Source organism: Desulfuromonadales bacterium (assembly GCA_035620395.1).
In the GTDB taxonomy this organism is placed as follows: domain Bacteria; phylum Desulfobacterota; class Desulfuromonadia; order Desulfuromonadales; family DASPGW01; genus DASPGW01.
Genome location: DASPGW010000017.1, coordinates 1 through 19,757, shown reverse-complemented (window position 1 = coordinate 19,757; position 19,757 = coordinate 1). Strand labels below are relative to the sequence as shown.

Below are 19,757 nucleotides of genomic sequence, written 5' to 3'. Positions count from 1 at the left end.
TCGATCCTCTTGGGCCTCCCACCAACGAGTGACGGTGGCGGGAGAGGGCCGATAACTGGAAAGGAGAAAGGTTATGGGCGAAAGGCTTGCCTTCAATATCAACGCCGAATTGTATGAAAACCAGTTCGGTGACCTGGCGATCCGCTTCCCCGGTGAGAAGGTTTTCCGGGACGTCGGCCCCGAGACGGGGACGAGTTTCGTCGAGGACGCCAAGAACGTTTTGGTCGAAGGAAAACACCCCGAAGGATGGCACGAGATGCCGGCCCACGAACTGCTCTATGGCCGGGGCTGGCACTGCATCAGCCGGATGGGCTTTGTCGAGGGGGACGAGAATCGCCCCGGGGTCGAGTTCGAGGTAGATCCGGGCACCGTCGGCAGCAAGGCCCAGGTTTACCTGCGGGAGGTGCTGCACTGAGGGTGAACCTCTCCGCTTTACCTGCCATTCCCGGCGAAACGAGGAAGGGTGCGTCACACCAGGTGACGCACTCGCGTCTTGTCGTGGACCTTTTTCTCCTCCCTGTCCGCATCCAAGCTTTGGGAACAGTTTCGTTTAAGCCTTCTGCGGGGACGAACATCAGGGGGCGGCGAAGATCGTGTGCTCGAGGAGGATCTTCAGGCCGATGGCGCAAAGCACCAGCCCGCCGAAAACCTCGACCCTTGGCCCCCAGGCGGCACCGACGCGGCGGCCGAGAAGCATGCCGGCGACGGTGAAAGTGCCGGCTACCAGGCCGATGACCAGCGCCGGCAGCCAGATGCCGATGCCGAGCATGGCGAGGGAGAGTCCGACCGCCAGGGCGTCGATGCTGGTGGCGACCGAGAGCAGCACCAGGCTGAGGCCGCGCGTCGGGTCGTTCGAGTTCTCTTCTTCTTCGCCTGCGCGAACCGCCTCGTAAATCATCTTGCCGCCGACGAAACCGAGCAGGCCGAAGGCGATCCAGTGGTCGTAGTCGGCGATCCAGCGCTGTACGGTGAGTCCCGCCAGCCAGCCGACGACCGGCATGAGGGCCTGGAAGAGGCCGAAGTGGAAGCCGAGGCGGAAGAGGTGGCGACCGGTGAGCCGCTCCAGCGTCATGCCGGTGCCGAGAGCCACGGCGAAGGCGTCCATCGCCAGAGCCACGGCGATGCCGAGGAGGGTGATCCAGTCCATCGTCTTTCCTGGTAAAATGCGGGTTGTGGTTGCGGACCGCTCTTGCCCGCAGGTCTGCAGCCGGCGGGAATTGTCCTCTCCGCCGCCGATGTTGTCAACGGCATTTTGCCTTCAGGTTGCCAAAGAGCCGGCCATCGGTGTAGAATACGCAGGATTGTCCCCCTGCCGCAGTCAATCCCCGCGGCCAGGGAAATCCGATTCCATTTTGAGGAAAGATGACATGAAAAAAAATATGCTGCCGTTTCTGCTGTTCCTGCTTCTTGCCGCCGTTCCCGCCCAGGCCTTCATGGAGGAGGGTTGCGGCGCCGGCAACTGCGCCGACTGCCACAGCCTGAGCGTGCAGGAGGCGGCCACCCTTTTCAAAGGGAATGTCGACAAGGTGCTCAAGGTCGAACTTGCCGAAGTTCCCGGCCTCTGGCTGGTCGAGGTCGAGAAGGACAAGAAGCGCTACCCGCTTTATATCGATTTTTCCAAGGGCTACGTGGTGGCCGGCAACATCATCCGTCTCAAGGACGGTCAGAACATCACCGGCAGCCGCAGCACTGAGGACAAGCGGGTCGATCCTGCCCAGATTCCCCTGGGCGATGCCCTGCTGCTGGGAAAGTCCACCGCGAAAACGAAGGTGATCGTCTTCACCGATCCCGAATGTCCCTACTGCAAGAAGCTGCACGCCGAACTGCAGGAGGTGGTGCGGCGCGATCCGGAGATCGCCTTCCTGATCAAGCTGTTTCCCTTGAAGATGCATCCCAATGCCTACACGATTTCCAAGAGCATCGTCTGCAACCGCTCCCTGGCGATGCTCGAGGAGAGCTTTGCCGGCAAGACGGTGCCGCCCCCTCTTTGCGAAACCCGGGCAATCGACGATACCCTGGCCCTGGTCGAGAAACTCGGGATCAATTCGACCCCCACTCTCGTGCTGCCGGACGGCCGGGTCATGCCCGGCTACAAGAAGGCCGACGACCTCCTGAAGCTGCTGGGCGCCAAAACCGCTCTGGCCCCCCGCGCCCGCTAGACCGTCGGCGACGGTCAAAATACTTGCTTTATGCGGTGCTATCTGTTAAAAGTGCCTTTCCGCAAAGGCATCAAAAGGAGGAAGCAGTAATGGGTCTGATGACGGGCAAACGCGGCATCATTTTCGGTGTCGCCAACGATATGAGCATTGCCTGGGGGATTGCCCGGATGCTCAAGGAACAGGGGGCCGAACTGGCCTTCACCTACCTCAATGAGGCGCTGGAGAAACGGGTGCGGCCGCTGGCCGAGAGCCTTGGCTCCTCGCTGGTTCTCCCCTGCGATGTGGCCAGCGACGCTGAAATCGAGGCGGTCTTTTCCACCCTGAAGCAGGAGTGGGGAACCATCGACTTCGTTGTCCACGCGGTCGCTTTCGCCAACCGCGAGGATCTGAAACACCCCTTCAGCCAGACCAGCCGCGACGGATTCATGCTGGCCATGGACATCAGCGCCTACTCGCTGGTGGCGGTTACCCGCTGCGCCGTACCGCTGATGCCGAACGGCGGCAGCATCATCACCCTGACCTACCTCGGCGCCACCCGCGCCGTTCCCAACTACAACGTCATGGGCGTGGCGAAGGCGGCTCTCGAGGCGGCGACGCGCTACCTGGCGGCCGAACTCGGCGAGAAGGGAATCCGGGTCAACGCCATCTCCGCCGGGCCGATCCGGACCCTGGCCGCTTCCGGCATCGCCAACTTCAAGGCGAAGATCGGCCTGATGGACGACAACGCCCCTCTGCGGCGCACCGTCACCCAAGAGGAAGTGGGCAAGTCGGCCGTCTATTTCCTCTCCGACCTTGCCAGTGGCGTCACCGGCGAAGTCCACTTCGTGGATGCCGGCTTCAACTTCGTGGTTGCCGCCGGATAATGGCGTCTCCGCATCTCTTCGAAAAGGGTCCTCCGGGACCCTTTTTTTGTCCGGGGTAGGCCGGCGTGCTGCACGGTAATCTCACCGGCCTCAAGTCGAGCCAGATCCAGGCGCTCGAGCGGATCTACCGCCGCCGCGTTCCTGTCGACCAGGTCATCACGGGTGAGCTGGCGCGCTACCTGACGGAGCGCTCCTTCGATTTGCAGCGTCAGCTCGGGGTGATTATCGACCGGGCGGGGACGATCCTCTATGTCATCGTCGGCGATGACCGGCAGATCGTCATCCCCGATCTTTCCGGCTACGCCCTCGGGCGAAGTCGCCTGCGCGGGCTGCGCTGCGTGCATACTCACCTCAAGGGGGAGGCGCTCAACCAGGACGACCTCACCGACCTGGCCCTGCTGCGCCTCGACCTGATGGCGGCGCTCACGGTGGGGGAGCAAGGACTGCCCGGCCGCGTCCACTACGCCCATCTTCTTCCGCCCAATCCCCAGGCGAAAAACATCGAAATCCTCGCCGCCGCTTCCCCCTACGATCTCGATCTCGACTTCCCGGCCTTTCTGCGCTCGCTCGAAGCGGAACTGGAGCGCAAGCTGGCCGAAACCGTCGACCTTTCCGATACCCGGGAGAAGGTGATCCTCGTTTCGGTCAGCGCCGAGTCGCGCCAGGAGGCGGAGGATTCCCTCGACGAACTGGCCGAACTGGCCCGCACCGCCGATGTCGTGGTGCTCGAGCGGGTGCTGCAGCGTGCCCGCCAGATCAATCCCAAGTACCTGATGGGGGAGGGAAAGATCAAGGAGGTGGTGATTCAGGCGCTGCAACTGGGCGCCACCCTGCTCATCTTCGACCAGGACCTCTCGCCAGCCCAGATCCGCTCCATCTCCGAACTCACCGACCTCAAGGTCATCGACCGCAGCCAGCTGATTCTCGATATCTTCGCCCGCCGCGCGCACACCCTTGACGGCAAGGTCCAGGTGGAACTGGCGCAGCTCAAGTATATTCTGCCGCGTCTGCTCGGCCGGGGGACAGCCATGTCGCGGCTGATGGGCGGCATCGGCGGCCGCGGCCCCGGTGAAACCAAGCTGGAGACCGACCGCCGCCGTCTGCGCGATCGCATCAGCCGCCTGGAGAAGCAGCTTGAAACACTCGCCCGCGGCCGCATGCAGCGCCGGCAAAAACGCATCCGGGCCGGAGTGCCGATCGTCTCCATCGTCGGTTATACCAATGCCGGCAAGTCGACCCTGCTCAATGCTCTCACCCAGAGCGAGGTCTTCACCGAAGACCTGCTCTTCGCCACCCTCGACACCTCCACACGGCGGCTGCGCTTTCCCATGGAGCGGGAGGTGATCATTACCGACACCGTCGGCTTCATCCGCCATCTTCCCAAGAGTCTCATCGGCGCCTTCAAGGCAACCCTCGAGGAGCTGGAAGACGCCGACCTGCTGCTGCACGTGGTCGACCTCGCCCACCCCCGATTCGAGGAGCATATCCGCGCGGTGGAGCGTATCTTGCAAGATCTGGAGCTCGACCGCATCCCCCGCCTGCGGGTCTTCAACAAGGTCGACCTGGTGCCGGAAGAGGAGATTGCCCCCCTCTGCCGACGCTTCGACGCCATCCCGGTAAGTGCCCGAAACAGGCGCACCTTTGAGCCTCTGCTGGCTGAGCTGGAGCGTCGATTCTGGCCGGAGGAGGCCGGAAATCCTTGACAGAATGCGCCTTGGCGGGGTAGCCTTTCCGCCATTGCAGGAGGTATGTAATGCAGAAGCTTTTGGTTCTTTCCCTTTTACTGCTTATCGGTGGCTGCCTGCCAGCTCCGCCCGAAATGGTCACCCGGGATCCGGCCTTTGCCGTACCGGCTGAAACAGAGCCCGCTACCCTCGCGACCAACCCCGCCTTGCCTGCCGCCAGCTTCATCCTTTCTTCCGCTCCCCCGTCAGCGGCCCCTGCCGTTTCAATCCCCGCTGCGACGACCGTCCTCACGCCCGAAGCCGCTGCCAACGCGCTCCTGGCGGCGGGGACCCCGGCTGCCGAGGAAGAGCTCACTGAGGAGGAGCTCGCGGAGGAGGAGCCGCTCGCCGACCCCGAGACCATCGAGGACGCCGAGATCCTCGCCGGAGAAGACCTGGCTCCCCCCGAGGATGAGGGCCAGACGCTGCCGGCCGAAACCCCTTTCGATTTCCCCGTGGTAAAGAACGACAAGGTTCTGTATTACGTCGACTATTTCAGCGGCCCGGCCCAGAAGGTGTTCAAGCGCTGGCTGGAACGCTCTGCCCGCTACCTGCCGATGATGCAGAAGACTTTTGCCGAAGAGGGTTTGCCCCAGGACCTTGTCTACCTGGCGATGATCGAATCGGGTTTCAACAACCGCGCCTACAGCTGGGCCCATGCTGCCGGTCCGTGGCAGTTCATCGAAGGGACGGGGCGGCTCTACGGCCTCGACAACGATTGGTGGCGCGACGAACGGCGGGACCCGGTCAAGGCCACCCGCGCCGCTGCCCGTCATCTCAAGGACCTCTATAACTACTTCGAGAGGGACTGGTACCTGGCGGTCGCCGCCTACAATGCCGGCTCCGGCAAGATTGGGCGGGCGGTCGAGATGTACGGTACGCGGGATTTCTGGGAGCTCAGCCACGGAAGCTACCTGCAACCCGAAACCAAGAACTACCTGCCCAAGCTGCTGGCGGCGCTGCTGATCGCCAAGGAGCCGGAAAAATACGGTTTCACCGAACTGGAGTACCTGCCGCCCTTCGACTTTGAGACGGTGAAGGTGCCGACCACGACCGATCTGGAGATTATCGCCAACCTCAGCGGCAGCAGCTACGACGAGATCAAGGACCTCAACCCCGAGCTCAAACGTTGGAGCACGCCGCCCGGGGTAAAGAATTACGAAGTGCGCATCCCCGCCGGAAATCGCGATGCTTTCGTCGAGAAGTACGCGCTTCTCCCGGAAAACCGGCGGGCCAGCTACCAGCACCACAAGATCAGGTCCGGCGATACCCTGCTAGGCCTCGCCCGGCGCTACGGCATCCGGGTGGCGGATATCGTCTCCCTCAATAAAATCAGCAACCCTCGCGCTCTGCGGGTCGGCACCGATCTGATTCTCCCTCTGCAGAAAGGCGGGAGCACCATCAACGTGGCGGACCTCGGCGACGATTACCAGCGCTCCCGCCGCCAGACCCCCAAGTCGTACAAGGTGCGCAGCGGCGACAGCCTCTGGAAGATCGCCAGGCGCTTCGGGGTGAGCGAAAAGGAGTTGAAGGGCTGGAACCGACTGGGCAGTAAAAGCGTCCTGCGCCCCGGCCAGACGCTGGTTGTCTCCGCCACCAGCGGCCGTCAGGCCGTGGCTGCCAAACAGAGCGAGGCGAAGAAAACGGTCGCCAAGAAAAGTGATGCGAAGAAGACAGTCGCCAAGAAAAGCGATGCGAAGAAGACAGTCGCCAAAAAGGGTGCCGCACCACAAAAAATCGTCTACAAGGTGCGGCCCGGCGACACGATCTTCGGCATCGGCCGCCAGTTCAAGGTGGCGGCCCGCCAGATCATGGACTGGAACAATCTCTCCGAGAATCACATCCTGCAGCCGGGGGATCGTCTGACCCTGCTGCTGCAGGGCGAGCATCGGAGCTAGTGCCCCTGGACCTCCTCTCCGGCGTTGCGCGGTGTTCATCCTGACCGCCGCGCAGCGCCGTCCTCCGCGGTTTCCGTGGAACGACCTATGTCCGGAAACTCCCTGCGTCGGGGGTTGATCAGCTGGTTGCCCTCCTTGTTTTCTCCCTCCGGATTGCCCCGTTTCGCCGGGGATATTGCTTTGACTTTTGCGGGGGAGGTTGCTAAACTCATCGCGCTTCATCCCATCCGGAAAGGATTTCCCCAGGCATGTACAACTTTGCTATTTCCCTCCTGCTCTCCGTCCTCGTAACGATCGTACTCGGCACCCTCGTCGGGCTCAATATCTGGATTGCCACGGCTATCGGCGTCGCCGTCTTCGCCGGAGCGTTCCTCCTCATCACCCGGTTGATCATGAAAAAGATCGGCACCCTGATGGAGACCGCCCAGCGCGACCTCCTGGCCGGCCGGGGGGAGAAGGCGGTGAAGACCCTGCAGAGCGGTTTCAAGTATGCACCCTGGCAGTTCTACATCAAGGGGCAACTCAACGCCCAGATCGGCACGGTTCTCTATCTTAAACGGGACTTTGCCGAAGCCTTCGAGTACCTGCAGAAGGGCTTCGTCCGCCACTGGGTCGCCATGGGGATGCTCGCCATCTGCTACATGAAACGCAGCAAGACCGCCAAGATGATCGAGACCTTCGAGAAGGCGACCACCGCTACCAGGAAGGAGCCGATGCTCTGGAATTTATACGGTTACTGTCTGGAGCGGGTCGGCGAGAAGGAGAAGGCGATCACGGTCATGGAGAAGGGGGTAAAGAAGGTCGGCGGGCACGAGCTTCTGCAGTCCAACCTCGACGCGCTCAAGGAAGGCCGCAAAATGAAGATGCTGGCCTGGGGCGATCTCTGGTACCAGTTCCATCTGGAGAAGCAGGGAACCCTCATCCGTCAGCAGACCAAGGCTATCCAGGGGCGGCGCAAGATCGTCAGGCGTTGATCGTGGCCGGCGGGAAGAAGGACCGGAAAAAAGAGTTTCAGCACGACCCCTTCAAGCGCTTGAAGGGGTTTTGCGTTTCGTCGCCGGAAAAGGAGCTGCCGGCAGGCCGACCCGTCAAGCCGCCGGCGGCCGCCCCGCCGGTTCCGGACGAGGCGTCCCTCTTTGCCGGGGAGATGGAGCGGCTTGGGGTGGCCCGCAGCGCTGCCGGGGATTCCGAGCAGAAAGTGGCGGCGGCCGGACCAGCCGAGTCGCCTCCTAAGGCCGCCGCCGCATCGCCGGCGAGCGATCGAGACCTCTTTCTTGCCTCCCTGGGGAAGATGGAGGCGGTCTTCTGCGATGAGATTCCGGCAGCCGAAGAGGTGGCGGCCACGCCGCGCCGCATGCGCCAGGTGCGCCGCGGCGAACTCGTCCCGGAAGCGCAGCTCGACCTGCACGGACTCGGCCGTGACGTTGCCCGCGAACGGGTCCGGCACTTCCTCGACAATGCGGCCTACCACGGACGCAAGACCGTTCTCATCGTCACCGGCCGCGGCCGGGGTTCCGGCGGGGAACCGGTCCTGCGGGCAGAGATCGAGCGCTACCTGAAATATGAGGCCGCCGCCTGGGTGGCCGAGTGGGGGAGGGCACCGGCCCGCTACGGTGGGGAGGGAGCGCTGGTGGTTTTTCTCAAGGGGCACAAGGAGAGCAAATAAAAAGGCCGGGTCGCTCGACCCGGCCTTTTCATCTTCAGGCTTCCTGCTCTTCCTTTGCCGTTTCGGCGGCCTTGCGGCGCGGGGCGCGTCGCTTTGGCGCCGCCGGCTCCGGCGCCCCTTCGCCCGAATCGGCCGGGGCAGGGGGCGCCTCGGCGGCCCCCGGTTTGGCGCGCGGAGTGCGCTTTCTCGGTTTGGTTGCCGGCTTGGCCGGCGACTCGGCGCTCGGGAGAGAGGACACGGCCGACGTATCCTTCGGTACTTCGGCAACGCCGGCCGCCGCTGCTTCAGGTGCAGCCTCGGCGCCTTTTGCCGCCGGTTTCGGCCGGCCCGGGCGCCGTTTGGGCCTGGCTTCTGCAGCCGGTAGTTCCACGCCTGCCGGCACGGACGCTGCCGCTTCCTCCATCGGCTGCGAGGGAGTCGAAGTGGGGAGCAGCGCTTCGCTCGCCGCCGCTTCGACCGGAATACCGGCCGCCGGTTTTTTCTTCTTGCGCCGCCGGCGTTTTTTCTTCGCCCGCTCCTCATCGGCGGTTCCCATTCCCGGGAACGCCTCGGACGTTTCCACTGCGCCTGTTTCCGCGGCTGCTACAGCCGGCTCGGTCGCGGTGGCCGCCGGCTCAATCGCGACGCCCTCAGCTTCGCCCTTTTTCTTCTTGCGCCGCCGCTTGCGTTTCTTTTTGCCCCCTTCCTCGACGCTTCCGCCTGCTGCCGGCTCGGTCTGCAGGACGGCCTCGGGGGCGGTTTCTTCCTCGGCGGCTGTCGCGGCGGCCGAAACCGGCGCTTCGGTGGCAGCCTCGCCCCGCTCTTCCTCAAGGACCGCTACTGCAGTCTCGGAGCCACCCTCCTCGGCCGTTCCCTTCTTCTTGCGTTTGCGCTTGCGTTTTTTCTTCGCCGCATCCTCAGCGGTTTCCAACTCGACCGCCACGTCCGCCGGTTTCTCCACCTGCGGAGGAGCGGGCCGCGGTTCGGGCTGCGGAGCCGGGGCACCGGCCTCGACGTACTCGGCGGGCGGCGTTTCCTCCTTCTCCCGCTTCAGGAAGGAAAGTTCCATCTGCCCGGCGATGAAATCGGGGCGACCCTTGACGAAGATCGACACCTGATGCCGCCGCTCCATCTCCAGCAGCTCTTCGCGCTTGGTATTGAGCAGGTAGGTGGCAACCTCAAGGGGGATTTCCCCCTCGATGCGGCCGACCTGTCCCTTGGCGATGCCGCCGTGGATCTTGCGCAGGAAGGCGACCGTCTGCGCTTCGACATTCTTGATCCGGCCGCTGCCCTGGCAATGCGGGCAGGGAAGGTAGGAGCCCTCGGCCAGCGCCGCTTTGATCCGCTGGCGGCTCATCTCCAGCATGCCGAACTGGCTGATCTTGCCGATGGTGACCCGTGCCTTGTCGTTTTTCAGGGCGTCCTTGAGACGCTTCTCGACCTCGCGGATATGCTTGCGGTCGCGCATGTCGATGAAGTCGATGACGATCAACCCGCCGAGGTCCCGCAGGCGCAGCTGGCGGCCGACCTCTTCGGCGGCCTCGAGATTGGTTTTGTAGGCGGTTCCCTCCACCCCCTGCTCGCCGGCCATCTTGCCGGAGTTGACGTCGACCGCCACCAGCGCCTCGGTGGAGTCGATGACGATGGAGCCGCCGGAGGGGAGGGGGACCTTGTTCTTGACGATCGTCTCGATCTGCTCTTCGATCTGGTAGCGGGAGAAGATGGGACGCCGCTCCTGGTGCAGCTTGACCAGGCGGGCGAACTCCGGCATCACCTGCTGGAAGAAATCCTTGGCCTCCTGGCAGACCTTCGGGTCGTCGACCAGAACCTCGTCCATGTCGGCGCTGAAATAGTCGCGGATGGAGCGGATGACCAGGTTCGACTCCTTGTAGATGAGCGCCGGGGCCTTGACCTGCCCGGCGTGCGTCTGCAGGTTGTCCCAGACCCGGACCAGGTAGTCGAAGTCGCGCTTGAGTTCCTCGTTGGTCTGGCCGATGCCGGCGGTGCGCACGATGTAGCCCATGTGCTCGGGGAGGTCGAGGGAGGCCATGGCCGCCTTGAGCTTTTTGCGCTGGGATTCGTCCTCGATCTTGCGCGAGACCCCCTTGGTGTCGCTGTCGGGCATCAACACCATGAAGCGGCCCGGCAGGGAGAGGAAGGTGGTCAGGGCCGCCCCCTTGGTCCCGCGCTCCTCCTTGACCACCTGGACCAGCAGCTCCTGGCCGCGCCGCAGGATGTCGGTGATGCGCGGGCGCCCCTTGTCTTCGTTGGCCTTGAACAGCGACGGGTGGAGGTCGCCCATCTGCAGGAAGCCGAGCCGTTCGGCCCCGTAATCGACGAAGGCGGCCTGCAGCCCGGGCTCGACCCGCACCACCACCGCCTTGTAGATGTTCCCCTTGGTCTGTTCCTTGCCGGCGATTTCGATGTCGAGTTCGGTCAGGATACCGTCCTCGACGATGGCCACCCGGTTCTCTTCGGGATGGGTGGCGTTGATCAGCATTTTCTTGGTCATGAGCATTCTTTCCGGCCGCTTACGCAAAGCGGCTTCAAAGGGTGTGGAGCAGGGGCAATCCCCTGCGTGCGGTCCGCCGGCCGGCATCCGGCGCGCCGCCCCGAAGGGAGCGGGCACTCGGACAACATCGGTCGGCGGGTCCGGCGAAATACCTGCTTTTTTATATTTCCAAAGGCCATAAGACCCGGTGGAGACATTCTGGGCGGGCCGCAGAAGGCCCGAAAGCGCGCTAACTATAGCAGAGAATGGAGGGTTTGGATAGAGAGAAGGCATCGCTGGCTGTTTTCCCTGTTGACCGGATTGCGGCCGGTTCGCCCTTCCCCCTTCCCCTCCTCCTGTGCTATAAACAACGCCATGCTGCAACTACGAAACATCGTCAAGGATTACGCCGGCCGCCGCCTCTTTGCCGGCATCAACTGGCACCTGCGGCCCGGCGACAAGGTCGGCCTGTGCGGCGAAAACGGCGCCGGCAAGACCACCCTGCTCAAGATGCTGGCCGGCCAGGTCGCGCCCGACGGCGGCGAGGTCCAGGCCGCCCGGGGAACCACCTTCGGCTACCTGCCGCAGGACGGTCTGGAGCACCGCGGCCGCTCCCTCTTCGCCGAAGTCCGCTCGGCCCTCGCCGAACTGCTCGCCATGGAGGCGGAGATCGGCCGCCTGGAAGAGGCCATCGCCCGCCGCCACGACCCCGACGACCTCGACCGCTACGCCACCCTGCAGGAGGCTTTCCGCCAGCGCGGCGGCTACACCATCGAAACCGAGATCGGCAAAGTGCTCGCCGGCCTGGGTTTCGCCGAGGCCGACTGGGAGAGGCCCTGCGATCATTTCTCCGGCGGCTGGCAGATGCGCATCGCCCTGGCCAAGCTGCTGCTGCAGCGTCCCAACCTGCTGCTGCTCGACGAGCCGACCAACCATCTCGACCTCCCCGCCCGCGACTGGCTGGAGGGGTACCTGGCCGCCTATCCCCATGCCGTGATGCTGGTCTCCCACGACCGCTTCTTTCTCGACCAGGTGGTCGGCCGCATCGTCGAGGTCTGGAACGGCTCGCTCACCGAATATCCCGGCAACTACAGCGCCTACCTGGTGGAGCGGGAGCGGCGCGTCTCGGCGCTGCTCGAGGAGAAGCGGCGCCAGGATGAGGAGGTCGGCAAGATCGAGGCGTTCATCAGCCGGTTCCGCTACCAGGCGAACAAGGCGTCGCTGGTGCAGAGCCGGGTGAAGCAGCTGGAGAAGATCGAACGCATCCAGGTGCCGCCGCAGCGCAAGAAGATCGCCTTCCGCTTCCCCGAGCCGCCCAAGGGGGGACGGACCGCCATGGAGCTTGCGGGCGCCAGCCAGAGCTACGGCGAGCTGACCGTGCTCTCCGGTGTCGATCTGACCGTGGAGAAAGGAGAGCGCCTCGCCCTGGTCGGTCCCAACGGCGCCGGCAAGTCGACCCTGATGCGCCTGCTCGCCGGGGTGGAGGCGCCGCGGGCGGGACGGCGGATCGAGGGGCACAACCTGCATCCGGCCTACTTCGCCCAGGACCAGGCCAAGGTCCTCGATCCCGCCCGCAGCGTGCTCGACGAGATCACCGCCGCCGCCCCCTTCGACATGGTGCCGCGGGTGCGCGACATCCTCGGCGCCTTCCTCTTTTCCGGCGACGATGTGCACAAGAAGGTGGCGGTCCTCTCCGGCGGCGAGCGCAACCGGCTCGCCCTGGCCATCCTGCTGCTGCGTCCGGCCAACCTGCTGCTGCTCGACGAGCCGACCAACCATCTCGACCTCGCCTCCAAGGAGGTCCTCCTCGACGCCCTCAAGGGGTATCAGGGGACGCTGGTTTTCGTCTCCCATGACCGTTACTTCGTCGACGCTCTCGCTACCCGGGTCATCGAGGTCGGCGGCGGCCGCATCGAGTCGTATTTTGGCAACTACGAGGATTTTCTGCGGGTCAAGGCGAGCCGCGGCGAGGGGGGACATTCCGCCCTGCGGGTCGAGACCTCGGCTGCAGCGGCAGCCGAGACGGCGATCCCTTTCGACAAGGAGGACCGCCGCCGGCAGCACGAGGAGCGCAAGGAAGCGCAGCGCGAGGAAAAGCGCCGGCTGAAGGAGTTGGCCGAAGTGGAAGCGCGAATCGAGGTGCGGGAGGCCGAACTGGCAGCGCTGGAGTTGACGATGGCCGACCCGGCGCTCTACCAGGATGCCGGGCGCTGGCGGGAAGTTTCCCTGCAGCACGAAACGCTGCAGGAGGAAATCGCCGGCCTCTATGGGCGCTGGGAGGCTTTACAGGTGCCGGAAACGGTGAATGTGTAGGGGCGATGCTAGTCATCGCCCTTGGGCGAACACAAGGTTCGCCCCTACGGGAGACCTATGAACCAGGACTATCCGTTCGTCGTCGCCGTGGCCAGCGAAAAAGGGGGGGTGGGGAAGACCACCATCGCCACCAACCTCGCCGTCTACCTCAAGGCGCTGCGCGAGGACCTGCCGGTCACCATCGCCTCCTTCGACAACCATTTCAGTGTCGATCAGATGTTCGCCATCGGTGGTCACAGGGGGGCCTCCGTGGCCGGCCTCTTCGCCGGCAACCCGGCTGCGGAACTGGCGCAGATGGGGGAGTACGGCGTGCAGTTCCTCGCCTCCGATCGCACCCTCTCGCCGCCCGACGACGACCCCGGCCATCTGTGCCGAGCCCTCACGGCTTCCCGCCTCTCGGGTATCCTCATCCTCGATACCCGGCCGATTCTCGACTATTTCACCCGCAACGCCCTGATCGCCGCCGACCTGGTCCTGGTCCCGGTCAAGGACCGTGCCTCGCTGGTCAACGCCGCCTCGCTGCAGCAGGCGCTGCGGCAGGCCGGAGAGCCGCTGGAGAAGATGTGGCTGCTGCCGAGTCTGGTCGATGCCAGGCTGCGCCTGCGCCAGGAGATCGGGGTGCGGGAGTTCCTGGTCTTCTCGGCGCAGGAGCGCGGCTACCAGGTGGTCGACACCTTCATCGCCAAGAGCCCCAAGGTCGAGGGGCTGGCCACCAGCTTCACCAGCCGCATCCACCCGGTGATCACCCACGCCCGGGGCACGGTGGTCCACAGCCAGCTCCGCGCGCTGGCCGGCTTCGTGCTGCAGCGTTTCGATTCTGCCGAGGGGCCTCGCTGCCAGGGCCTGTCGCCGGTTTCCGCTACTTCGGGAAGGCTCGGCCGCCGTCAGGTGCCCGACTGCCCGGTCTGCGGCAATCGGGCACCGGGGAGTGCGGCCGGTTTCGCCTTTCAGGATCTGCGCAGCCGGCGCCGGGGTCGGCTGCACCCGGCCTGCCTGCAGACTCTGCTTGCTTCGACCGGTTTGGAGGTGGCCCTGCCGGCGACGGGGATGCTGGTCTGCAGCAGCGAAGGTCCCGGTTTTACCGGTCCCGGGGCCGACCTGAGCCTGCACCTCTTCGACGGCGAGGCGGAGCCCGTCGCCATCGAGCAGATGGGAGACCCGGCGGGGACTCCCTTCGAGCCGATGTTGCATGGGGCGTCGGGGCGATCGTTGAACGAGTTCGCCCGGGAGTTCCTTCTCGTTCTTCTGGAAGCCGGGCCGCCGGACGAAGCGGCACGCTTTGCCACCCTGCGCCGCCGGGTGCTGCGGGAGGTCCTGGGCAGGAGCAAATGCTGAGGGCCGACCTCCTCTTCATGGGTGAGACTGTCCCCCCTATGAAATAGGGGGATGCCCGCAGGGCAGGGGGGTCGACAGGGAGGGCGTGACCCCCCTGGCTCGCAGGGCGAGCCTTCCCCCCTGTTGCACAGGGGGGATGACTCGTAAAGTGAAAGTTGAGTGGATTACACACTGAAAACCTAGCACCGCATTTCCGAGGGAGTCCCCATGCCGATCGAATCGTTCCGCGACCTGCTGCGACTGGCCCATGGTTTTGAGCAAACCAAGGTCTTTTTCACCGCCAACGACCTCGACCTCTTCAGCCGGCTGGGGGAGGGGCGGGGGTCCGCCGACCTCGCCTTCGAACTCGGCGTGGATGGCCGCGCCCTGGGGCTGCTGCTGAATGCCCTGACCGCGATGGGACTGCTGGAGAAGGCGGGCGACCGCTACCGCAATGCCCCGGTCGCGAACGAATTCCTGGTGCAGGGAAAGAACTACCGGGGGAGCATCTTCCGTCACATCCACCACTGCTGGGAGGCGTGGAACGATCTGCCGCAGGTGTTGCGCGCCGGCCATCCTGATGCTGCGCGGGAGGCGGCGATCCTCGGTGAGCGGGAGGATTGGACGCGCGACTTCATCCGCGGCATGGACGATGTCACCCGCGAGCTGGCGCCGCAGGTCGCCCGCCAGCTCGATATCGGCGACGCCCGCGTGCTGCTCGATGTCGGCGGCGGCCCCGGTACCTATGCCGAGGCGTTTCTCGCCGCCCATCCGGCGCTGCGCGAGGTGCGTCTCTTCGACCTGCCGGGGGCTCTGGCGGTGGGACGGGAGCGGCTCGCCGCGCGGGGGCTGCTGGATAAGGTCCGGCTGATCGAGGGGGACTTCTGCGTGCACGAGCTGGGCAGTGGAGTCGACGTCGTCTGGATCTCCCAGGTCTTCCACTCGCGGGACGAGGAAGGGTGCCGGATGCTGGTCGAAAAGGCCTGGCGCGCCCTCAATCCGGGCGGGATGCTGGCGGTGCACGAGTTCCTCCTGGACGAGGGGAAGGCGGCGCCGCTCTCCGCCGCCCTGTTCGCCGTGCACATGCTGGTGATGACCGAAGGCGGCCGTACCTACAGCGGCGGCGAGATCAGCGTCTGGATGGAAGAGGTGGGATTCGTCCGGCCCGAGGTTCGCCGGGTCAGCGAGGAGACCGCCGTGGTTCTGGCCCGCAAGCCCGGCTGACCAGCCGCCGGGCAGGCGATGTTGCTGAGGGAATCAGGCAGGTGAAAAACGACAAAAGCCGGGGCGGAAACGTTCCGGCTTTTGCATGGGAAGCCGTACCCGAATCAGGATTTCCTGTCAGTCGCCCAGAACACGGGAGAGGCCAGATAGGTCACGGCTGCGGCAAAGGCGATGAGCAGGGGGGCGGTGTATTGGTCGCGTCGAACGCCCAGGGCCAGGAGGAACAGGAACGCCCCGAGGACGAGCACCCGCACGATTTTGGGAATTTTCGGCAGGATGGAGCGGCCGAAGTGGGCATAGGGAACCCGGGAGACCATCAGCAGGGCGGTTGCGACGACAATCAGGCCGTTGGCCACCTCGCTGGGGATCAAAACGCAGGTGGTTCCCGCCAGCAGTGCCCCGGCCGGGGAGGGCAACCCGGAGAAAGTGGCCACCCCGCCGAGGATCCCCTGTTTGCGTTTCTCGACCACGAAGCGGATGAGTCGATACACCACCGCCCCCAGGTAGGTCCCCCCGACTGCCATTCCTACCCAAAGCTGCGAAAAGGCGGTGGCGACGATGAGCCCCACGGTGAGCCCGAAGCTCGTCCCGTCGGCCACGTCGTCAAAGATCTCGCCGCTGGGAGTTGAGCCCCAACGCTCCGCGGCCCGACCGTCGAACAGGTCGAGGAACTGTCCGAGGAAGACCAGGCCGAGGGCATAGACCGGCGGGTGGCCGGTGAGCACGACCCAGCAACCGGCGAGCCCGCACACCAGGTTCATGAGGCTCAGGATGTTGGCGTACCAGTAGTTGGGGATGAGTTTGAAAGCCGTGGAGCAAAACGCGAGGCCTGTGCAGATCGCGAGCAGCGGCTGGATCGTCCGTCCCAGGAGCGGCAGGGGCCCGTAAATCCATTCCAGGCCCACGACGATCAGGAGCACGACCACGAGAAACGTCTTGGCCTTGCCGAACAGGTTCGCCGCTTTTATCTTGATGAAGTACCGGGAGAGCTGGCCGGTGATGTCGAAAGCCAGAAACGCTCCCACCAGCACGGGGTCGAGCCAACCGCGCCAGACCAGGTAGATCAGCATGGGGGAGTACATGAGTTTGTCGGAGAAGGGATCGATCGTCTCCCCCTCTTCGGTGTGCAGATCGCACTTGCGGGCGATCTCGCCGTCGGTGATGTCGGTAATCATCCAGAAGGTAAAGAACAAAAAACAAAGTCGCGGAAAGTCCAGGTGCAGCATGGCTACCGAGAGAAACCCCATGGGATAGCGGGCCCGGCTGATGGCGTTGGGGTGGAGCCAGGCGTGGCGTCGCACCCAGGCGATCTGCTCGGGGGTTCGCAAAAACCGGTAGACGGCATACCGCTCCGCCCCCAGCATCAGCAGCACGGGGAGGGCGATCTCAAGCAGGATAGAACTGTATGGTGTCATAATGCCTTGAAATGATTCGGGAGCCTTTTTGAGGCTCCCGGCGCTGATGTTTATTGGCTGGCCGACCCTGCCTACTCCAGCGGTTTGACCACCTTCGCCTCGAGGGGCACCAGCTCGATCTGGATGCGCCGGTTCTGCGCCCGCCCTTCGAGGGTGTCGTTGGCGGCCACCGGGCTGTACTGGCTGAGGCCGCTGGCCGAGAGCCGTTCACCGGCGATGCCGACCCGATCCTGGAGGAAGTGGACGACGTTGGTCGCCCGGGCAGTGGAGAGCTCCCAGTTGCTGGGAAAGGTCTGCTGCAGGCGGGGACTGATGGGGACGTTGTCGGTGTGTCCCTCGACCTGGATGTTCTTGTCGGCCACCTCCTTGAGGATGTCGCCGACGCGCTTGAGCACCTCGAGGCCGGCCGGCTTGATGTCGGCCTTGCCCGAGTCGAAGAGGATGCGTTCGACCATGTTGACGGTGAGCTTGCCCTGCAGTTCGGAGATGGTGATCTCGCCGCGCTGGATCTCGGTCTCCATCTTCTGCACCAGTTCGTCATAGGTGCTTTTCATCTGGGCGATGCGCGCCTCGCGGGCGATGCGCTCCTGTTCGACCCGGTGGGCGAGATCCTGATTTTCCGCCTGCAGCCGGTCGATGGTCTGGCGCATCTCTGCCATCGCCTTGCCGGTCTCTTCGCTGCGCGCCGAAAGAACCTTTTCCAGGCGGTCGATGTCGGCCCGGGCGCGCAGCAGATCCTGCTGCAGGTTGGAGCTTTTCTCCATGGCGTCAGTCAGTTGCCGGTTCAGCTGGTCGTTGCCGGCGATCAGCGCTTCCTTCTGTTTGACCAGTTGCTCATAGTCGGTTTCGAGCCCCCGGACCGTTTCGGTCAGCTGAGTTGCCTCGTCGACTTTCCTCTGGTAGGTCGATTTGCTGACGCAGCCGGCCGTGAGCAGCGAAGTGGCCAGCAACAGAGCAACTATCCGCAATGAGTGCAAGGTGGTCTCCTTGTTCCGATGAGCGCAGGCAGGTCGGGCGCGGTCAGGCCCGGCCCCCTTTGCGGGTCAGTTCATGGCCGCAGTGCACGCAGAAAAGTTTGACCACTTCCTTGCGCTTTTCGGCGCCAAGTCCGCAACCTTTGGCGGCGGGTGGGGCGGTGTCATCGTGTACTACGTTGCGGGAGGTGGCGGTAACCAGAACCTCCCGGTAGGTTGTGCCGAAGCAGTTGGGGCAGGTGACCGGTTTTTCTTTCATAAAACTCCCTTCGCGTGTACAGGATGCAGACGCATTTTCTAGCAGAAAACGGGAAAAAGTAAAGGGAAATTACTTTTGCCGGCCGGCCGGCTTTTCGGTTGCCGCTTCGCCTTTGCCTGTGGTATAAAAATGCGTTTTCAATAGGTTATAGAGGAGGCTCGATGTTCGCCATCGACAGCATCATCCGCAACGCCCTGCAGGAGGATATCGGTACGGGCGACGTGACCACGCTGGCCACCATCGAGCCGGGTACCATGGCCCGTGCCGAACTGGTGGCGAAGGAGGATTTCGTCCTCGCCGGCATCGATGTCGCCCGGCGCGTCTTCCAGATCCTCGACGCGACGGTCGCCTTCGAGAAGCTGAGTGAGGACGGCCTCAGCGTCCGCCGGGGCGAGGTGTTCGCCTGGCTCAGGGGCGAGGCCGCCGTCCTGCTGCAGGGGGAGCGGGTGGCCCTCAACCTGCTGCAGCGCATGAGCGGCATCGCCACCCTCGCCGCCCGCTTCGCCCATGAGGTGGAGGGTACCGGGGCGACCATCGTCGATACGCGCAAGACCATGCCCGGCCTGCGGGTTCTCGACAAGTATGCCGTGCGCATGGGGGGCGCCCGCAACCATCGCACCTCCCTCTACGACGGGGTGCTGATCAAGGAAAACCACGTGGCCGCCGCCGGCGGCATCACCACGGCCATCTCCGGGGCGCGGGAGCGGGTTCCGCACACCCTCAAGATCGAGGTGGAGACGCGCAACCTGGAGGAGGTGGCCGAGGCCGTGAACGCCGGGGCGGACATCATCCTGCTCGACAACATGGATAACGCGACCCTGCGCCAGGCCGTGGCGCTGGTGGCGGGCCGCGCCCGCACCGAAGCCTCCGGCGGGGTCAACCTGGAGACGGTGCGGGGGATTGCCGAGACGGGGGTCGACCTCATCTCGGTCGGTGCCCTGACCCACTCGGTGCGGGCGGCGGACATCTCCATGCTGTTTCAGTAGGCGGAGTGCATGAGCGGTAAAAACGCGCAGGAAGAGATCCTCCGGCTGCTGCGGGAAAAGGCGGGGCAGTTCGTCTCCGGAGAAGAGTTCAGCCAGTCGCTGGGAGTCTCCCGCACTGCCGTCTGGAAGCAGGTCCGGCAACTGCGCGAACTCGGCTACACCATCGAGGCAGTCACCTCCCGGGGCTACCGTCTGACCGGCACTCCCGACACCCTCATCCCGACGGAGATTCAGGCCGGCCTGGAAACGCGCCGGATCGGTCGCGAGGTCGTCTATTACGAGGCGACCGATTCGACCAATATGCGGGCGCATGGCCTGGGCGAGGCAGGTGCGGCCGAGGGGACGGTAGTCATCGCCGATCGGCAGACGGCAGGCAAGGGGCGCCTCGGCCGCAGCTGGATCTCGCCGCCGGGGGTGAATCTCTATGTCTCGGTGCTGCTGCGGCCTTCGATTCTGCCTTACCATGCACCCCAACTGAGCTTCCTCTCGGCC

Annotated in this window: 17 protein-coding genes; 12 read left to right on the top strand and 5 right to left on the bottom strand. The window is 64.6% G+C overall.

Translation table 11 applies throughout. From position 1 onward, the window contains the following. Nucleotides 1–73: 73 nt before the first annotated feature. Entirely contained in the window at nt 74–415 is a 342-nt protein-coding gene (locus VD811_00960; GenBank protein HXV19541.1) for a hypothetical protein, read from the top strand. A 159-nt stretch (nt 416–574) separates the two neighbouring features. On the opposite strand, the gene VD811_00955 is transcribed toward VD811_00960, so the two are convergent. Continuing rightward, nucleotides 575–1,147 carry a manganese efflux pump MntP family protein gene (locus tag VD811_00955; GenBank protein HXV19540.1) on the bottom strand — a complete coding sequence of 191 codons (573 nt, stop codon included), beginning with the start codon at nt 1,145–1,147 and terminating at the stop codon, nt 575–577. 220 nt (nt 1,148–1,367) lie between these two features. On the opposite strand from VD811_00955, the gene VD811_00950 reads away from it, so the two are divergent. From VD811_00950 to VD811_00925, 6 genes are all read left to right on the top strand, one after another. Next, complete coding sequence (locus VD811_00950; GenBank protein ID HXV19539.1) at nt 1,368–2,159, top strand: DsbC family protein; 792 nt, start codon at nt 1,368–1,370, stop codon at nt 2,157–2,159. Nucleotides 2,160–2,248: 89 nt separating this feature from the next. After that, on the top strand, nt 2,249–3,022 hold the full coding sequence (locus tag VD811_00945; GenBank protein HXV19538.1) for an enoyl-ACP reductase: 774 nt from the start codon (nt 2,249–2,251) through the stop codon (nt 3,020–3,022). Nucleotides 3,023–3,087: 65 nt separating this feature from the next. After that, a complete protein-coding gene (gene hflX / locus VD811_00940; GenBank protein HXV19537.1) occupies nt 3,088–4,725 on the top strand; it encodes a GTPase HflX in 1,638 nt (545 codons plus the stop codon). A gap of 50 nt (nt 4,726–4,775) precedes the next feature. Further along, entirely contained in the window at nt 4,776–6,644 is a 1,869-nt protein-coding gene (locus VD811_00935) for a LysM peptidoglycan-binding domain-containing protein (protein HXV19536.1), read from the top strand. Between the two features lie 248 nt (nt 6,645–6,892). Beyond that, on the top strand, nt 6,893–7,618 hold the full coding sequence (locus tag VD811_00930; protein ID HXV19535.1) for a tetratricopeptide repeat protein: 726 nt from the start codon (nt 6,893–6,895) through the stop codon (nt 7,616–7,618). Between the two features lie 2 nt (nt 7,619–7,620). Beyond that, nucleotides 7,621–8,310 carry a Smr/MutS family protein gene (locus VD811_00925; GenBank protein ID HXV19534.1) on the top strand — a complete coding sequence of 230 codons (690 nt, stop codon included), beginning with the start codon at nt 7,621–7,623 and terminating at the stop codon, nt 8,308–8,310. A gap of 34 nt (nt 8,311–8,344) precedes the next feature. Here VD811_00925 and VD811_00920 read toward each other — a convergent pair whose 3' ends face one another. Then, nucleotides 8,345–10,801, bottom strand: a complete 2,457-nt coding sequence (locus tag VD811_00920; GenBank protein HXV19533.1) for an Rne/Rng family ribonuclease — start codon at nt 10,799–10,801, stop codon at nt 8,345–8,347. 354 nt (nt 10,802–11,155) lie between these two features. Between VD811_00920 and VD811_00915 the strand changes: the two genes are divergently transcribed. From VD811_00915 to VD811_00905, 3 genes are all read left to right on the top strand, one after another. Next, nucleotides 11,156–13,093, top strand: a complete 1,938-nt coding sequence (locus VD811_00915; protein ID HXV19532.1) for an ABC-F family ATP-binding cassette domain-containing protein — start codon at nt 11,156–11,158, stop codon at nt 13,091–13,093. A gap of 57 nt (nt 13,094–13,150) precedes the next feature. Further along, a complete protein-coding gene (locus tag VD811_00910; GenBank protein ID HXV19531.1) occupies nt 13,151–14,428 on the top strand; it encodes a ParA family protein in 1,278 nt (425 codons plus the stop codon). A 207-nt stretch (nt 14,429–14,635) separates the two neighbouring features. Next, nucleotides 14,636–15,631: a methyltransferase gene (locus tag VD811_00905; protein ID HXV19530.1), complete on the top strand. Its 996-nt coding sequence runs from the start codon at nt 14,636–14,638 to the stop codon at nt 15,629–15,631. 104 nt (nt 15,632–15,735) lie between these two features. Here VD811_00905 and VD811_00900 read toward each other — a convergent pair whose 3' ends face one another. The 3 genes from VD811_00900 to VD811_00890 all read right to left on the bottom strand — a co-directional run bounded on the left by VD811_00900 (nt 15,736) and on the right by VD811_00890 (nt 18,279). Beyond that, nucleotides 15,736–17,046, bottom strand: a complete 1,311-nt coding sequence (locus tag VD811_00900) for a CDP-alcohol phosphatidyltransferase family protein (protein HXV19529.1) — start codon at nt 17,044–17,046, stop codon at nt 15,736–15,738. Nucleotides 17,047–17,117: 71 nt separating this feature from the next. Next, nucleotides 17,118–18,023, bottom strand: coding sequence for an OmpA family protein (locus tag VD811_00895; protein HXV19528.1), 906 nt, complete (start codon nt 18,021–18,023; stop codon nt 17,118–17,120). A 43-nt stretch (nt 18,024–18,066) separates the two neighbouring features. Next, entirely contained in the window at nt 18,067–18,279 is a 213-nt protein-coding gene (locus VD811_00890; GenBank protein HXV19527.1) for a hypothetical protein, read from the bottom strand. Between the two features lie 161 nt (nt 18,280–18,440). On the opposite strand from VD811_00890, the gene nadC reads away from it, so the two are divergent. Together nadC and VD811_00880 are read left to right on the top strand one after the other, a co-directional pair. Beyond that, nucleotides 18,441–19,265 carry a carboxylating nicotinate-nucleotide diphosphorylase gene (nadC, locus tag VD811_00885; protein HXV19526.1) on the top strand — a complete coding sequence of 275 codons (825 nt, stop codon included), beginning with the start codon at nt 18,441–18,443 and terminating at the stop codon, nt 19,263–19,265. A gap of 9 nt (nt 19,266–19,274) precedes the next feature. Next, a partial coding sequence (locus VD811_00880; GenBank protein ID HXV19525.1) for an HTH domain-containing protein occupies nt 19,275–19,757 on the top strand: 483 nt, incomplete at its 3' end.

Excerpts from the sequence above, each read along its gene's own strand:
- VD811_00915 (HXV19532.1), top strand. The coding sequence starts at position 11,156 with ATGCTGCAACTACGAAACATCGTCAAGGATTACGCCGGCCGCCGCCTC.
- VD811_00905 (HXV19530.1), top strand. The coding sequence starts at position 14,636 with ATGCCGATCGAATCGTTCCGCGACCTGCTGCGACTGGCCCATGGTTTT.
- VD811_00960 (HXV19541.1), top strand. The coding sequence starts at position 74 with ATGGGCGAAAGGCTTGCCTTCAATATCAACGCCGAATTGTATGAAAAC.
- nadC (HXV19526.1), top strand. The coding sequence starts at position 18,441 with ATGTTCGCCATCGACAGCATCATCCGCAACGCCCTGCAGGAGGATATC.
- VD811_00920 (HXV19533.1), bottom strand. The coding sequence starts at position 10,801 with ATGACCAAGAAAATGCTGATCAACGCCACCCATCCCGAAGAGAACCGG.
- VD811_00955 (HXV19540.1), bottom strand. The coding sequence starts at position 1,147 with ATGGACTGGATCACCCTCCTCGGCATCGCCGTGGCTCTGGCGATGGAC.
- VD811_00935 (HXV19536.1), top strand. The coding sequence starts at position 4,776 with ATGCAGAAGCTTTTGGTTCTTTCCCTTTTACTGCTTATCGGTGGCTGC.
- VD811_00910 (HXV19531.1), top strand. The coding sequence starts at position 13,151 with ATGAACCAGGACTATCCGTTCGTCGTCGCCGTGGCCAGCGAAAAAGGG.
- VD811_00950 (HXV19539.1), top strand. The coding sequence starts at position 1,368 with ATGAAAAAAAATATGCTGCCGTTTCTGCTGTTCCTGCTTCTTGCCGCC.
- VD811_00945 (HXV19538.1), top strand. The coding sequence starts at position 2,249 with ATGGGTCTGATGACGGGCAAACGCGGCATCATTTTCGGTGTCGCCAAC.
- VD811_00930 (HXV19535.1), top strand. The coding sequence starts at position 6,893 with ATGTACAACTTTGCTATTTCCCTCCTGCTCTCCGTCCTCGTAACGATC.
- VD811_00900 (HXV19529.1), bottom strand. The coding sequence starts at position 17,046 with ATGACACCATACAGTTCTATCCTGCTTGAGATCGCCCTCCCCGTGCTG.
- VD811_00890 (HXV19527.1), bottom strand. The coding sequence starts at position 18,279 with ATGAAAGAAAAACCGGTCACCTGCCCCAACTGCTTCGGCACAACCTAC.